Annotated in this window: 11 protein-coding genes and 1 tRNA gene; 8 read left to right on the top strand and 4 right to left on the bottom strand. The window is 40.8% G+C overall.

Features of this window, described 5'->3' with window-relative positions:
- Positions 1–528 precede the first annotated feature (528 nt).
- From DWW90_RS15845 to tsf, 7 genes are all read left to right on the top strand, one after another.
- On the top strand, positions 529–1659 hold the full coding sequence (locus DWW90_RS15845; RefSeq protein WP_147382441.1) for a hypothetical protein: 1131 nt from the start codon (positions 529–531) through the stop codon (positions 1657–1659).
- A gap of 25 nt (positions 1660–1684) precedes the next feature.
- Entirely contained in the window at positions 1685–3208 is a 1524-nt protein-coding gene (locus DWW90_RS15850) for a hypothetical protein (protein WP_122345668.1), read from the top strand.
- 21 nt (positions 3209–3229) lie between these two features.
- Positions 3230–6058: a DUF4906 domain-containing protein gene (locus DWW90_RS15855; RefSeq protein WP_122345669.1), complete on the top strand. Its 2829-nt coding sequence runs from the start codon at positions 3230–3232 to the stop codon at positions 6056–6058.
- Between the two features lie 846 nt (positions 6059–6904).
- Positions 6905–7360, top strand: a complete 456-nt coding sequence (gene rplM / locus DWW90_RS15860) for a 50S ribosomal protein L13 (protein WP_122345670.1) — start codon at positions 6905–6907, stop codon at positions 7358–7360.
- Between the two features lie 5 nt (positions 7361–7365).
- Positions 7366–7752, top strand: a complete 387-nt coding sequence (rpsI, locus tag DWW90_RS15865; protein ID WP_115501313.1) for a 30S ribosomal protein S9 — start codon at positions 7366–7368, stop codon at positions 7750–7752.
- 140 nt (positions 7753–7892) lie between these two features.
- On the top strand, positions 7893–8735 hold the full coding sequence (rpsB, locus tag DWW90_RS15870; protein ID WP_115501314.1) for a 30S ribosomal protein S2: 843 nt from the start codon (positions 7893–7895) through the stop codon (positions 8733–8735).
- Positions 8736–8758: 23 nt separating this feature from the next.
- The gene (tsf, locus tag DWW90_RS15875; RefSeq protein ID WP_115501315.1) at positions 8759–9748 is read left to right on the top strand and encodes a translation elongation factor Ts; all 990 of its coding nucleotides are present in this window, start codon (positions 8759–8761) and stop codon (positions 9746–9748) included.
- 182 nt (positions 9749–9930) lie between these two features.
- On the opposite strand, the gene DWW90_RS15880 is transcribed toward tsf, so the two are convergent.
- From DWW90_RS15880 to DWW90_RS15895, 4 genes are all read right to left on the bottom strand, one after another.
- Positions 9931–11124 (bottom strand): pyridoxal phosphate-dependent aminotransferase, encoded by a 1194-nt coding sequence (locus DWW90_RS15880; protein ID WP_122345671.1) that lies wholly within the window; start codon positions 11122–11124, stop codon positions 9931–9933.
- A 25-nt stretch (positions 11125–11149) separates the two neighbouring features.
- Complete coding sequence (locus DWW90_RS15885) at positions 11150–12367, bottom strand: bifunctional 3,4-dihydroxy-2-butanone-4-phosphate synthase/GTP cyclohydrolase II (RefSeq protein WP_115501317.1); 1218 nt, start codon at positions 12365–12367, stop codon at positions 11150–11152.
- Positions 12368–12390: 23 nt separating this feature from the next.
- The gene (locus DWW90_RS15890) at positions 12391–14349 is read right to left on the bottom strand and encodes an LptF/LptG family permease (protein WP_233547781.1); all 1959 of its coding nucleotides are present in this window, start codon (positions 14347–14349) and stop codon (positions 12391–12393) included.
- A 71-nt stretch (positions 14350–14420) separates the two neighbouring features.
- Positions 14421–14804, bottom strand: coding sequence for an START-like domain-containing protein (locus DWW90_RS15895; RefSeq protein ID WP_115501319.1), 384 nt, complete (start codon positions 14802–14804; stop codon positions 14421–14423).
- Between the two features lie 200 nt (positions 14805–15004).
- Between DWW90_RS15895 and DWW90_RS15900 the strand changes: the two genes are divergently transcribed.
- Positions 15005–15078 (top strand) — tRNA-Met (locus tag DWW90_RS15900).
- Positions 15079–15589: the final 511 nt, after the last annotated feature.

Raw genomic sequence — 15589 nt, forward strand, 5'->3', positions numbered from 1 at the left:
TTTTTATAATTGTTAACTGTTTTGTGGCTCAACTTGCTGTGTTATAGCTAAAAGAATGCGTTTTTTTATTGCGGTTATGACTTTCATGTAGTTCTAATCTTTATGGCTTGCTGTCTCCTTCTTTCTGCTGCTTAACTGGTTGATTATCACGAAGCCTTGATTTTTGGAAGGGCTTTTTTGATGATAAATTTCTCCCAAACCTTGAAGTTTCTATCTTTTCGAGGGGTATCCCTCTCAATTTGACCGTTTGCCACATTTACCCCTTAAAGATGAAAGTTGTGCCTATTACCGCTAACAAATATCTACTTTATTTTTGCAACGTAAAGTTAAATACAGAAAGAGACAGAGTTCCGATAGGACTCTGTCTTTTTTTTATTCTACAAATGAGCACTTTAAGTAAACCAGAACTCTTTTTATTTCTTCTCTTATCCTATAAATGAACTCTTTTTGATGCTCTATTAACAGAGTCCTATCGGGACTACGTCAAAAAACGAAAATAGGGAATATAAACAATAAAAAATATAGGATATGAAACTGAGAAATATACTATCCGTTTTTTGCTTCCTGGCAGCGATGGCATCCTGTTCGATGGAAGATGATACAATGATGAACGATGCATCGAAAGAATTTGAAGCAAGCGTAAATGCAGATAAAGAGGCTTATGTTGCTGTACAGATGGATTTGAATGGACTTGCTACTAAATCTGTAGCAGTAGGCGATCCAAGTACTGATAATACTGCTGATCAAGAAATCAATAATCTGGCCCTCTTTTTATTAGACGGTAATAATGTAATTGATCGGGCTTTCTTTGCGAAAGGACAATTTACTCGTGACGAGGATGGTACTTTAAAAACTAATGGTGAAGTATTTGGCTTCCTTACAAAGAAAAAGAATACTTTAGGTTTGATCGCAGTAGCCAATACAGAAGAAGCTATTTTGTCCAAAACAACGAGAAATCAGATTGCTACTTATGCTGCTGTTTTAGATAATTGTAGCAAGTATAAAGATATACCGACTTTTGGTTGGTTTGAAAAAGACGGCATAACTCCTTATCCGGGATATGAAAAGATAAAAGGAGATGACGGTGTTTTGGCTCAAAATCCTGCTTATGTTAAGGTTGTGCTGAAACAATCCTATGCACGCGTCGAATTGGCTTCATTCAATGTAGTTAGAAATTCCGATTACGAAAAGACCATTGATGTTACATTAACCGGTGTAGAACTCGTCAACTTGAATAAAAAAGGACAAGTTGACGGAGAATTGGCCGGAACGAATTTGGATAAGACTTCCTGGGATTTTCAAAATAGTTTTCCTGCTTGTTCAACAGCGGATGTTGATTGTGCTACATATCCTGGTAAAAATATTCTGAATGGTGAAAATATCTTCTTCCGCACTTTTGCTTATAACTATAAACAGGCAGCAAGCACAAATAGGTTGTGTCTGAAACTGACTTATACAGTTGGAGCTAAAACGCATACAAAAGAGATTATCATCCAAGGTAAAGAAGATAGCTTATTGGCAGTAGAAGCCGGTTATATCTATCGGGTTAATCTGACTGCAACATTAAGACCTGAACAGGTTGATTTGGATGTGATCTTCTCTATCGACAAATGGATTGACGGAGGTGTCTTGGTTGATGGTGAATTGACAAATAAATAATGTAAACGGGTAAAATTAATATATTATGAAGATAAAAAAATTAATATGGGCATTAGCTGTGGTTTTAGGAATAACGGCTTGTACATCGGAAATGCCTGTTGAAAACAAGGATCGGGTTGGACTATCAGTTATGCTATCTGTTGGAAGAAATGAAACAAAAGCAGTAGGAGGTGATGTTAACCCTTATTTTGAAGAAGTACAGGTATCACGTTATCATGTGGCTATTTTTGAGGGTGACAAACGTATTGCACACGGCGAATATGGCTTGGGACTGTCACAAGGTTTACAAGTCGTTGACGGAACGGAAGGAATCTCTATTAAATATAAAGCTCATTTTGAGGATATCCCGGAAGGCTCTGTCTCAGTCTATGTAATTGCAAATTATCCTTCTGATTGGAATTTTGATGATGTTAAATGGGGCTCTTTTGCTGGGTATCAAAAAGAAAGTGTCATAACCGAACTTTTTAAAGCCGAAGAGTTGGTGAAGGTTGGTTATAAGACGTTTCCGGTAACATCTACTACTACACAGTTGGAGCTGTCTCTTGTCCAGCTTACAGCCGGTATTGATCTTCTCCTTAAACAAGCGGGTGAAGTTGATCCCGTAGAGGATCCTGATAAATCCGAATATGTTTTTTTAGATGCTTCAGAAGAAAAAGTTTATGATATAACCAATGAGCAGGAAGTTGAAGAGAATATAGGATTTGAAATAATAAAGAGTACAATCAGTCGATTTTTGGAAATTAGATCTCCTGAATATAGACGAGCTTCAGAGCTTATAACGGATGGTGATTGGAATAAGAATGGGAAGGATTGGTTCGGCAAAAATGATGATAAAGTTTATGAAAAGCTTCAACCTGAGAACGGAGTTCTTTATTTTCGTGCGTATGTAAAAGACGGTAGTAAGTTTAATGATTATGTCACCGATTTTAAAATTGTAGCATACGGACGCGATGTTGATTGTGATGTTAAAGTTCCTGTCACAGGTCTTCTAACAGGGGAAACCTCTTTATCGGGATTAAATAAAGAATCGGATATTGCGATCTTCAGTAAAGAAGGTCCTGAAAATACAAAATATAAAGCACTAACGATGTCTTCTTTTAATACCCGTTTCTATACGTATGAACCTAAAAATGATCTTATTCTGAATGTCGAAGTTGGTACTGGGACGAATAAAAATGTTTATCGTAAGAAATTCAGACAATACGGGTATAAAATCTATCGGGGGAGATGGATTAATGAACCTAAGGATCATTCTGCATATGATTGGAAAGGGGGAGAAGGAAAGTTCCCTGTTGATGCTTGGCTTGAAGTTTCCAAGGGAGGGCGTGTTATTGATGAAGGCTCGAAAACACCTATAAGGACAGAAACGGGAAATGGTGAATTGACAAATGTTAAGACCTATTCATTGACAATTCCGGGTAGTACGATTACAAAAGGACATGTTTATCAGGTAATAGGGAAATATAATTCTTCCGTATCTGGTGATATCGAATGGCAGGTCGCTGATTGGACAACTAATCATACTATTAATATTGGTTTTGGTCGCTAATAAATAAAAAGATAAGATATTATGAAACAATATATATTAACAGCACTTTGTACCGTATGTGCAATTTTTACCCTGTTTTCTTGTGCTGACGATGAACTGGTGAAAAAGGGTGATAACGTAGTTGAAGGAATACCAACGAAGGTGAATTTATCGTTTACTGCTGCTATTCCTGCTAAAATAGAGACTAAAGCTGCTTTGCCGACAGTTGAAGAGTTTCGTGTCCATAATTTATACCTGTTCGTTTTTAATGCAAACACAGGGGAAAGGGAATATGGAGAGCTTTTATCTGGGGGTGAGTTAGGTATAATTTCAGAAAAAAACTCTGAAGGGCAAGTGACAAAAGGAAAAATAGCGGTGGAACTTTTGTCTGGAAATAAACGAATCTATGCTATTGCAAATGTCCCTGATGGACAATCTTCTATTGCTGGATTAAAAGCTGATTTGGATGGTATTATGAATGTTGATGACTTGCTTGAGAATGAGGCGAATTTATTACAACAGACTATTTATCGTTCATCAGGAAAATTATTAATGACTGGCGTTTATGGCGGAGAGTCTACGAATGGGAATTGTACAATTGCTCCTTCCGGGACAACTTTGGAACCTATATCCTTAAAAAGGGTGGATGCGCGCATTACATTTAATATAGGAATTGCATCAGGAGGAAAAGATAAAAAGTTCACAGCAAAAAAATGGCAGGTTGTTAATGTACCTAAACGTATTAGTTTGTTCCAGAAAGAGGCCGATATATCTTCTTCTGAAAATGACTTTTTCAAGATGGGAGATCCGATAAGTTTTGAGACCACAAACGAGGCTGGTCAAGCTTCTTTTACATTTTATATGTGGGAGAACCGGAAATCGGCTACAGGATTGAGTCAGTATCGGGATAGAGAATTGCAAGATAAAGCAGCTGATGATAGTCATCCCGGATATGTGGAGAATGGAGCGTTTGTAAATGCTCCTGAATATTCAACATATGTAGTCTTGACGGGCGATTATTATGAGAAATATACAGAGAATGGTCTTGAAAAAGAACGTACTGCCGATGTTACTTATACAATTCATTTGGGATATGTTAACAATCAGGCAAATGATTTTAGAACAGAAAGGAATACGACTTATATCTATAATGTTACAATACAGAATGTAAATGATATACGCTTGGAGGTAACTTCTTTTCAAAGTGGTAAAGGTCAAGAACCTTCACCTGGTGCAGAAGGAAATATTGTGGAGACAGATAAATTCTACCAGATAGATGCCCATTATGATCGTGATATTATTGTTTTTAATAAAGAGGCTATTGAAGGAAGGGCCGGTTTTAAATTGAAAACACCTTTCGATGAGGGTTATTTCTCAGATGGTAATGCAGGAAGCAAACCTCTTTCAGATGCAAAAGACTATAACTGGGTTCATTTTAGAATACATAAGAAAAGTAAGTCATATAATAAGTATTATTATGACAAGAAAAGTTATCAAAAATATAATTCCGAAGAGGTTATAGATATAAAGGGACTATTGGAAGAATTAAAGAAGGATGATATTTATGATGACAGGGGAGAAGTTGTTTATACAATGTTTATAGATGAATTTTATTATACGTCAGATCCTTCAGGTAAGAATAGTTCGAATCAATTATGGAAGAAGTTTGTGAATCAGCCGAATCGGGAAATGCATATATTGTGTAATACCGCATATAGCCAGGATCGGGAGAGTAGTTTGACAACATCTTCTGTTATGATCAGCCAACGTTCTATTAAAACATTTTATAATGAAGATGCTGGGGCAGGGTTAAAAACAGCTTGGGGGATTGAGACGATCAATGAAACGGGAAAGTTAACGCCACCGAATAGTAATCCTTGGGATAAAAATGATTTGTCAACTGATAATGGGCGTTGGAACTTTTTCTCTCAAACAGGTTTGCCTAATGGAAAATCAAGTAAAGAATGGGATAGTTATATTTCAAATGCGGTTGTATCCAGTGGCAATCATTTGTCTTCTAATTTAGATAATGGGGCTAAACTTGTCTGGGCTTGTTTACAGCGTAATCGTGATGAAAATGGAAATGATAAGATTGATGCAGATGAAATTAAATGGTATCCGGCTTCAATCAATCAATATACTGATATCTGGATTGGTAAAGATGCTCTTCCTGTAGAAGCCCATTTGTATCCAAACGGAAGTAACATCTATTGGCGTTATTTGAGTAGTAATGGAAATGAATTTTATGCGGAGGAAGGATCATCTATTAATGGGTATAAATTTTTATATGCTAATGGTATAAAAGGTGCATCAGCTCCGACATCTTATGACTATCGTTGTGTCCGTAATTTAGGGATGGATTCTGATGCAGGCAAGCCTGCAAGTGCAGAAAATGGCATGCCTGATGATTATGTAACTGTGGGAGCAGGAGAATTCACATTCCCATATATTAATAAAGATGCTTTACGCGGAGAAAATGATGTTCAAAAAGCGGAATTTGCTGTCCATACGGAGTTAGATCCGGCAAATCGCCCTTATATTAAAGGATTTGAATATAAGAATGCGGAAAATATAAATTGGTTAGTATGGGAGGATATGCGTGATTTGGTTGATAGAGGTCAATCACCGTGTGCTAAATATAATAAAAATGGAGTTACAGGTTGGCGCTTGCCAAATCAACGTGAATTGTCTTTAATGGCGTCTCGCAGTACAGCAGGCTGGAGTGAATCATATTATCATTGGGCTCGAACAACCTCTTCTTTATCAGGAAAGACTAATTTGGGATATGGAGGAAGGCCAGACTTTATTTCAATTCCTGCGAAATCGAATGATTATAGGGGACCTGTTCGTTGTGTACGCGATAAATATTAATTTGTTTTGATAAGTTTGGCATGGTAATTTTATTTGTTATGCCAAACTTTTATATATAAAGCCTATATTTTTTCATTTAACTTACATATACCAATCCTTAACGGGATATAGGTAGCTTAGGGTGCGAAGAAATTCTCCGCGCCCTTTGTGATATTAAAGGGGGAAGCAGTGAAATCATTTGAAGAAATTCTCTTTTTTTATCATTGAAAACATTGTTTGTTCCGTAAAAACATCTATTAGTGTAATACTGCGAACTGTTAGGTAGTAACTAAATCAAGCTATTTCTTTCCTGGATGTCGAAATGCAGACAATATCCCTGCTTTTGCAGTCTAAAAACTACGAAAATTCAATATTTACAAAAATAAACCGTTTTTTATTTGTTTATATCAAATATAAGGCCGTCCTTTGTCATGTAAGCAAAAAGAACTGTTTACAGTTGAGAATTGCTTACTCAATAGTAAGCAAAACCCTATGAAAAAGGTGTACTGAATATGGTAGTGGTGGGTTTAGGGAGGATGCCAGAATGAGTTTACTCATTTTTTTCAGTAAATAATTAACCAAAACGATAATTATGTGTGAGCGGGAGTATAGATAACTTATCTATCTCCCGTTTTTTACTTTAAGCTTATTTCTTTTTTGCTGGAATAGACCCACTTGAAGAAATTCTTTCCCTGAAAAGTTTTGTATTTTGCAGAAAAGCCGTACCTTTGCAAGCCGAATATTATCAAAATTGTACTAAGAGTTTAATTCTTAGCACGTTGTTGCGTCAAGTGTCCGTAGTGACAGCGCACGCGGGAATTGGATTCTTGTTTTTTAGAGTTATTAATTTATTAATTTTTAAAGCAAGTGGATACTTTAAGTTTTAAAACCATTTCTGCAAACAAAGCAACTGTAAACAAAGAGTGGGTCATTGTTGACGCCGAAGGACAGACTTTGGGACGCCTTTGCGCAAAGGTGGCTAAGCTTTTGCGCGGTAAGTATAAACCCAGTTTTACTCCGCACGTTGATTGTGGTGATAACGTAATTATCATCAATGCAGACAAAATCGTTCTGACAGGTAATAAGTGGAACGATCGTATTTATTTGAGATATACCGGATATCCCGGTGGACAGATCGCTTATACTCCGGCCGACTTACAGGCTAAGGGTGACGACCGTCTGTTCCGTAAAGTAGTGAAGGGTATGCTTCCCAAGAATCGTCTGGGTGCCAAACTGTTGAATAATCTGTATGTATATGCAGGAACAGAGCACAAACACGAAGCTCAGCAGCCTAAATTAATCGATATAAACTCATATAAATAATCACAATGGAAGTAGTAAATGCAATAGGAAGACGTAAAGCTGCAGTTGCTCGCGTATTCGTAAGCGAAGGTACAGGAAAGATTACTATCAACAAACGTGATCTGGCTAATTACTTTCCTTCTACAATCCTTCAGTTCATTGTTAAGCAGCCGCTCGCAAAGCTGAACGTTGCAGAACAATATGATATCAAAATCAACCTTGATGGTGGAGGTTTCAAAGGACAGTCCGAAGCTGCTCGCCTGGCTATCGCCCGCGCACTGGTGAAGATCAATCCGGAAGACAAATCTGCTCTTCGTTCGGAAGGTTTTGTTACTCGTGACCCGCGTGCCGTTGAACGTAAGAAACCGGGACGTCCTAAGGCTCGTAAGAGATTCCAGTTCAGTAAACGTTAATCTTATTTGTGAGTCCCTTACAAGTAGAGCAAAGCGTTTAGTATCTAAATTATCAGGATTCTTTTTATATGCTGACATACGGAAAGACTACCTGGTGATTGAGTTAAACAAAAGAAAGTAAACGATTTAAGAAAAAAACAATGTCAAGAGTTAATTTTGATCAGTTATTAGAAGCTGGCGTACACTTCGGACACTTAAAAAGAAAGTGGAACCCCGCAATGGCTCCTTATATTTTCATGGAGCGCAATGGTATTCATATCATTGATTTGTATAAAACAGTTGCTAAAGTAGATGAAGCAGCAGAAGTAATGAAGAACCTGGCTAAACAGGGTAAGAAAGTACTTTTCGTTGCTACTAAAAAACAAGCTAAACAAGTTGTCGCTGACAAGGCTGCTTCTGTAGGTATGCCTTACGTTATCGAACGTTGGCCGGGTGGTATGTTGACCAACTTCCCGACTATCCGTAAAGCTATCAAGAAGATGGCTACTATCGATAAGATGACTAAAGATGGTACATTTGATAATCTTTCCAAGAGAGAAAAACTTCAGATTACTCGCCAGCGTGCCAAGTTAGAAAAGACTTTGGGTTCTATCGTAGACCTGACTCGTCTCCCGTCTGCTTTGTTCGTTGTTGACGTAATGAAAGAACATATCGCAGTTCGTGAAGCTAACCGTCTGGGTATCCCCGTATTCGGTATGGTAGATACTAACTCGGATCCGAACAACATCGACTACGTGATTCCGGCTAACGATGACGCTACTAAGTCTGTAGAAGTTATCCTGGGCGCTATCTGCGAAGCAATGAACGAAGGTCTGCAGGAACGTAAAGCTGAAAAGATCGATACTGAAGCTGCCGGTGAAGGCGAAGCTCCGAAAAGAGAACGCAAAGCTAAAGCTGCAGTAAAGAAAGAACGTACGAAGAAAGAAGACGAAGAAGCGTTGAACGCTAACGTTGCTGACAAGTTCGCGAAAGACGAAGAGTAATTTAAATATAAGGAAATAAGATTATGGCTGTAACTATGGCTGATATAACCAAGCTGCGCAAAATGAGCGGAGCTGGTATGATGGACTGCAAGAAGGCTTTGACCGAATCTGACGGTGACATCGAAAAAGCAATGGAAATTATCCGTAAAAAAGGACAGGCTATCGCCGCTAAGCGTTCTGACCGTGATGCTGCCGAAGGTTGCGTGTTGGCAAAGAAAGATGGCGAATTTGCTGCTATCATCGCTTTGAAGTGCGAAACTGACTTCGTTGCCAAGAATGAAGATTTCATCGCGCTGGCTCAGGCTATCCTTGACGCTGCTGTGGCTAACAAGTGCAAGACGCTGGACGAAGTGAAAGCGCTTCCGATGGGTAAGGGTACCGTACAGGATGCTGTTACCGATCGTAGCGGTATCACTGGCGAAAAGATGGAATTGGACGGCTATAACGTGGTAGAAGGTGCTTACACTACTGTTTACAACCACATGGGTAAGAACCAACTCTGTACGATCGCTGCTTTCAACAAGGAATCAGAAGAGGCTGCTCACAACATCGTAATGCAGATCGCTGCTATGAACCCGATCGCTATTGATGAAGCTGGCGTTTCTGAATCTGTAAAAGAACAGGAAATCCAGGTGGCTATCGAAAAGACAAAGGCTGAACAAGTTCAGAAAGCTGTTGAAGCTGCCCTGAAGAAAGCCGGAATCAACCCGACACACGTTGACAGCGAAGAGCATATGGAAAGCAACATGGCTAAAGGCTGGATTACAGCTGAAGATGTTGCCAAAGCAAAAGAAATCATCGCTACTGTTTCTGCTGAAAAAGCAGCCAACTTGCCTCAGCAGATGATCGAGAACATTGCCAAGGGCCGTCTTGCCAAGTTCTTGAAGGAAGTTTGCTTGTTGAACCAGGAAGATATCATGGACAGCAAGAAGACTGTAAGAGAAACAATGAAGGAAGCAGATCCCGAATTGCAGATCCTTGCATTCAAACGCTTCACTTTGCGTGCTGAATAATTAACGTTACCGTTATATATAAAAAAGGCTGCCGGATTTTTCCGGCAGCCTTTTTTATTTCTCTCTGAGTGCGATATTTCCGTACAATCTTCCATGCGTTTTTAAATAATCGATTCTCCAGGGGTTAAAAAAAGAGGATATCTATTAGAATATCCTCTTTATGAAGTAGTTATAATGCAATTTTACTTCAACGCAGCTAATGCGTTTTTGATACGTTTGATAGCTTCCACAATGTTTTCATCGCTCGTAGCATAACTCATGCGGATACATTCGGGTGCGCCGAATGATGTGCCGCCTACGCAAGCCACATGGGCAACTTCCAACAGGTACATGGCCAAATCGTCTGCATTGTTGATCGTCCGTGTGCCGTCTGTCTTGCCATAATAATAGCTACATTTCGGGAACAGGTAGAAAGCGCCTTCCGGCTGGTTTACTTCGAATCCCGGAACGTCTTTTGCCAACTTGACGATCAGATTGCGGCGACGTTCGAATGCCTGGCGCATTTCTTCAACCGGTGCCTGTGAACCCGTGTAAGCGGCTTCTGCAGCCTTTTGGGATACGGAGCATGGTCCGGATGTATATTGTCCCTGCAATTTGTTGACAGCCTTTACGATCCATTCCGGTCCGGCGATGAAACCGATACGCCAGCCGGTCATTGCATAAGCTTTGGATACGCCGTTTACAATGACAGTGCGGTCTTTCATGCCGTCTACCTGTGCAATGCTGTTATGCTTGCCGATATAGTTGATATGTTCGTAAATTTCATCTGCGATAACGATGATTTCCGGATGTTTTTTCAAAACATCGGCCAAGCCTGCCAATTCTTCCGCACTGTAAACGGAACCCGTCGGGTTGGAAGGGGAGCAGAGGATAATTGCTTTTGTCTTCGGTGTGATGGCTGCTTCCAGCTGTGCCGGTGTGATCTTGAAATCCTGTTCGATACCTGCCGGTACGATAACGGGTTTACCTTCAGCCAATTTCACCATTTCCGGGTAGCTAACCCAGAACGGAGCCGGGATAATTACTTCGTCACCCGGATTTACCAATACCATGATTGTATTACAAACGGATTGTTTCGCACCATTTGCGCAGGAAATCTGGTTGGCTGTATATTCCAATCCGTTTTCGTTTTTCAGCTTGGCAACGATTGCATTGCGCAATGCCGGATAACCAGCAACGGGAGAATAACGAGAAAAGTTTTCGTCAATAGCTTTTTTAGCAGCTTCCTTAATGTAATCAGGGGTGTTGAAGTCGGGTTCTCCGACACTTAAGTTGATAACATCCACTCCCTGAGCTTTTAATTCACCGCTCTTCTGAGACATCGCCAATGTTGCGGATGGCGACAAACTTGCTAAACGTGCTGATACTTGTGTCATGATAGTGTTTTTATGTAATTATAAATTATTTGATATTATGTAAGACATGCCCCATCCGTTCCTTCTTCGTCTTCATATAGAATTCGTTATAAGGATTCGGAGCCACCTCGATAGGCACGTTTTCTACGACAGTCAGTCCATATGCTTCCAGCCCGACACGCTTCACGGGATTGTTGGTCATCAGGCGCATTTGAGTCACTCCTAAGTGACGCAGGATCTGGGCGCCTACGCCATAATCGCGTTCATCTGCCTGATGTCCTAAGTGCAGGTTGGCGTCGACTGTGTCCAAGCCGTCTTCCTGAAGCTTATACGCTTTCATCTTTTCCATCAATCCGATACCCCGGCCTTCCTGGCTCAAGTAAACGATGACGCCTTTGCCTTCTTTCTCGATGCGTTCCATTGCTTTGTGCAACTGTTCCCCGCATTCGCAGCGCATGGAACCGAAGATATCTCCGGTTGCACAAGAGGAGTGTACACGCACTAAGATCGGTTCGTCCGGTTCGAATTTACCCTTTATCAGGGCGATATGCTCCAAACCGTTACTTTTCTGGCGGAAAGGGATCAGACGGAAGTGCCCGTATTGTGTCGGCATATCCACTTCTACACCGTTTTCTACGATCGATTCCGTTTTCAGGCGATAGGCGATCAGGTCTTTGATGCAGATGATCTTGATGTCGAATTTCTTGGCTACCTCTATCAGTTCCGGCAGGCGTGCCATCGTTCCGTCTTCATTGATGATTTCGATCAATGCACCGGCGGGATACAGCCCGGCCAGGCGTGCCAGGTCTACCGCAGCTTCCGTATGCCCGGCACGGCGAAGTACGCCACGCGAACGTGCACGGAGCGGGTTGATATGTCCCGGACGTCCCAAATCGGACGGTTTTGTTTTCGGATCGGCCAATGCGAGGATTGTCTCCGCACGGTCGAACATGGAAACGCCTGTCGTACAGCCGCCTCCCAATTTATCTACTGTTATCGTGAAAGGTGTTCCCAATAAAGAGGTATTATTGGCTACCTGCATATCCAGTTCCAGCTCCTGGCAACGTTCTTCCGTAATCGGGGCGCATAATACGCCGCGACCGTTTTTCAACATGAAGTTTACTTTCTCAGGAGTTATCTTTTCTGCAGCAATAATAAAATCACCTTCATTTTCGCGGTCTTCGTCATCCACAACGATTAAGAACTTCCCTTCGCGGAAGTCTTCAATCGCTTCTTCAATGGTGTTTAATTTAATTTCGCTCATATATTTTTCTTCTATTTCTTATTTTACAAAGATACGGGTAATTTTTCAATTATCTCAATCAGTTCATTACTTGTCTTTTGCACCATCTGTATGTCGTGGCGCAAAAGCTTACGCTGGTAAGTGGCGAGCAGATAGACCGGCAATCCTATCGGGAAAAATATTCCGAAAGCCAAGCCGATGTTTCCGTTTATTTTCGCATTCATCTGGTTGTATCCGCTGATAACCGGATAGTCCATCAGTTTGTTCAGCACCAGGTTCTGGTCTGAATTTTCCAACTCTTCGATGATACCGTCCATTTCGGCAGCCAAACTGTCGGCTGTGTGGTCACGGCCCCCCTGTTTCCAGAAGCGGATATAGTTTGTCCACCGCTTATGCCCGGCCAGGTATGTTTTGCAGTTTTCAGCCAACTGTTCCAGGCGGGGAACGATATTTTTGTAATCCGGATTGAACATGATAACCTCTTTCAGCTCCACTTTTCTTCCCGAACGTTTGCCGAACAGGTTTTTCAACGCATTCAGATAAGTATCTGCATTCAGGATGACAGAGTCGTTAACCGCTTTGTATGTCAGGAAAATACCCAACGGAGCCAATACCGCCGAACTCAACCACATCCCTTCCCAAGCTTGCCAGATTCCGTCGCGGGCCATTTTGAAACCGATGTTGTCGATAATGTAGTAGAAAATAAACAGGACTACTGATATAACGACCGGCATTCCCAATCCTCCTTTGCGGATGATGGCGCCAAGCGGAGCTCCGATAAAGAAGAAAACCATACAGGCGAATGAAAGGGTGAATTTCTTGTGCCATTCCGTTAAATGCCGGCGCACCTTGTAGGCTTCGTCTCCGATGGTAGCCGCCCTGAAGAAATAATCGGCTTTCATATTCTCGATGCTCGACTTTGCGCGTGTCAGGATCGTCGCTTTCTTTCCGGGATCTTCAGCCTGGTAAAGGCTGTCGAAATTCATGACAATGACCGGCTCGTCTTTTTTCTGATCCGTGTTTATGTTTTCCGGGTCTTTTCCTGTATCTTTCGATTCGGGATTTTTTGTATCTTTAGGTTTGCTCAACGTCCTTTTGTAGGATGTTTCGTAAACATTCTTCGAATTGACGTCCTGAATACTATCCAGGCGCACGCTCATGGAGTCGATGGAGGTCTGCAGGTCATGCATATTTTTCCCCAGATACTGGTTTTGCATGAATGATTCGTCCGTGCGTGAGAAGTTAGCGTCGAACTCGATCAGGATATCGCGGCTTGTGAATGTCTCCCTCTGATAAGGAACGGCGTTTTGCTTCCCGTCGGCATTCTTGGATTGATCCCCTATGTTTTGAAAAGATTCGCCGTTAAACAGGGAAAGGACCAGAAACAGTTTATCAGCCGAGGTTTTTAACCGTCCCGAATCGGCAACCATCACGCTCACATTATTGAAACCCTTGGTATGATCATAGATCATCATGTCGCGGAGCAGTCCCGTTTTATTGTCCTTATGCTTTACATATACATTATAACCGGTGATGTCACTGTAGAAGACCCCTTCCGGAATATCCAGCTCCGGAGATTTCTGGCGCATGGACCAAAGCAATGTGTAGAGCTTGACTTGGACGACAGGCATGGCGTAGTTCTGGAAAAAGAAAGCCCCGATACTGATAATGCTGATTGTAATGATCAGCGGGCGCATAATCTTGACAAGCGAGACACCCGCCGATTTCATAGCCAGTAATTCCAATCGTTCGCCCAAATTCCCGAAAGTCATCAGGGAAGCCAACAGTATCGCTAAGGGGAGAGCCATCGGCACAAGAAAAAGGGCTGCATACATGAACATTTCTCCCAAGACAGGGATTCCCAGGCCTTTCCCAACCATGTCGTCAATGTATCTCCACAAGAATTGCATGAGCACAATGAACAGACAAATGCCGAAGGTCATTAGAAACAACGGCAGGAAAGTCTGCAACATAAATGTATATAATCGTTTTATTTTCAACATTGCTTATCCGGTTGACGGCGCAAAAGTAGTGAAAAAACGATATGATAGCTAACAGAAATCACTAAAACTACCTAAATGCCGAGCGTACGCTTCAGTTCTTCTACTTGGGTATCCCACAAATCGATAGAATCCCGTTTTTCATCCGGTTCGGCAAAATCTGTTATTTGCAAAGAAGTGGAGCCTGTTAGTTCGTGTGTGTGAATCTGAAATTCAAAATAGGCAGTATCATCCTCTTCATCAGTCCAGCGGTAGCGGACACTCATTTCCGGTTTGATGGATAGTACTTCTGCGTCCTGTTCGGCTTTGTTCCATTTAAAAACATACATGTTACCATTAATAATAACATCGTCAGCGAACCAAGCAGATAGCCCTGGAGGTGTAGTGAGGTGATTCCATAAGCTTCTTCGCGAAACTTTATCGAAGATGTATTCGATATGAAATTTCTCTTTTTTCATTTTTTCATTGTGTTTATTGCGCAGCAAGGTAGTAAAAGAATCGCTATTCGCCAAATCTGCATATAAAAAAAGCGACTCTGAATTAATATCTTAACACGAGGCTTTGAAAATAATTGAATTTTTTTTCGCGAAAGAGTTGCATGATATGAAAATAAACTCTACTTTTGCAGCGTCAATCAAGGAAATGATGACAACATGATGGCGAGATAGCTCAGCTGGTTAGAGCGCATGATTCATAATCATGAGGTCCCCGGTTCAATCCCGGGTCTCGCTACGGAAAGCGTTTAGGAAATTTCTTAAACGCTTTTTTTTGTTGTCTATTGTTGCGTTTTTGTTATATACATTATTAATGTACACGCGTGGTAGAAAGTGCGTCTGTTTGTAGTTGCCGTTTTTTTGCTGTATATATAAAAGGAAAGTTCAGACTATCTGATTTTCTATTGAATAGAAGCAGATATTCTGAACTTTACGATAATTATGTAACCTCACGGTTATGTTAATTAGGTTTGCTTGCAGAATTAAGGGATTCGTGCAAACAGAGTATAGGGTAAAATTTCACAAATTGTATTGTGTTATTTCTTACCTACAAAAGTACATCATTTGTTGTTTATGTTGTAATGGTAAATATGTCATCTGTGATAGGTGTTTCTATTATTCGTAATATGTCAAGGTGTTCATTATCAAGGTGTACAAAATTTAACGAAGGTGAAAGTATCATAGGTGTATGTATTCCTATCACGGAGAATCGCATATTTACAAAAAAGTGGCGCACACTCGGAACAATC

Source organism: Parabacteroides sp. AF17-28 (assembly GCF_003479205.1).
In the GTDB taxonomy this organism is placed as follows: domain Bacteria; phylum Bacteroidota; class Bacteroidia; order Bacteroidales; family Tannerellaceae; genus Parabacteroides; species Parabacteroides acidifaciens.

Coding starts and splice junctions, on each gene's coding strand:
- DWW90_RS15845 (WP_147382441.1), top strand. CDS start 529: ATGAAACTGAGAAATATACTATCCGTTTTTTGCTTCCTGGCAGCGATG.
- DWW90_RS15850 (WP_122345668.1), top strand. CDS start 1,685: ATGAAGATAAAAAAATTAATATGGGCATTAGCTGTGGTTTTAGGAATA.
- DWW90_RS15855 (WP_122345669.1), top strand. CDS start 3,230: ATGAAACAATATATATTAACAGCACTTTGTACCGTATGTGCAATTTTT.
- rpsI (WP_115501313.1), top strand. CDS start 7,366: ATGGAAGTAGTAAATGCAATAGGAAGACGTAAAGCTGCAGTTGCTCGC.
- rpsB (WP_115501314.1), top strand. CDS start 7,893: ATGTCAAGAGTTAATTTTGATCAGTTATTAGAAGCTGGCGTACACTTC.
- tsf (WP_115501315.1), top strand. CDS start 8,759: ATGGCTGTAACTATGGCTGATATAACCAAGCTGCGCAAAATGAGCGGA.
- DWW90_RS15880 (WP_122345671.1), bottom strand. CDS start 11,124: ATGACACAAGTATCAGCACGTTTAGCAAGTTTGTCGCCATCCGCAACA.
- DWW90_RS15885 (WP_115501317.1), bottom strand. CDS start 12,367: ATGAGCGAAATTAAATTAAACACCATTGAAGAAGCGATTGAAGACTTC.
- DWW90_RS15890 (WP_233547781.1), bottom strand. CDS start 14,349: ATGTTGAAAATAAAACGATTATATACATTTATGTTGCAGACTTTCCTG.
- DWW90_RS15895 (WP_115501319.1), bottom strand. CDS start 14,804: ATGAAAAAAGAGAAATTTCATATCGAATACATCTTCGATAAAGTTTCG.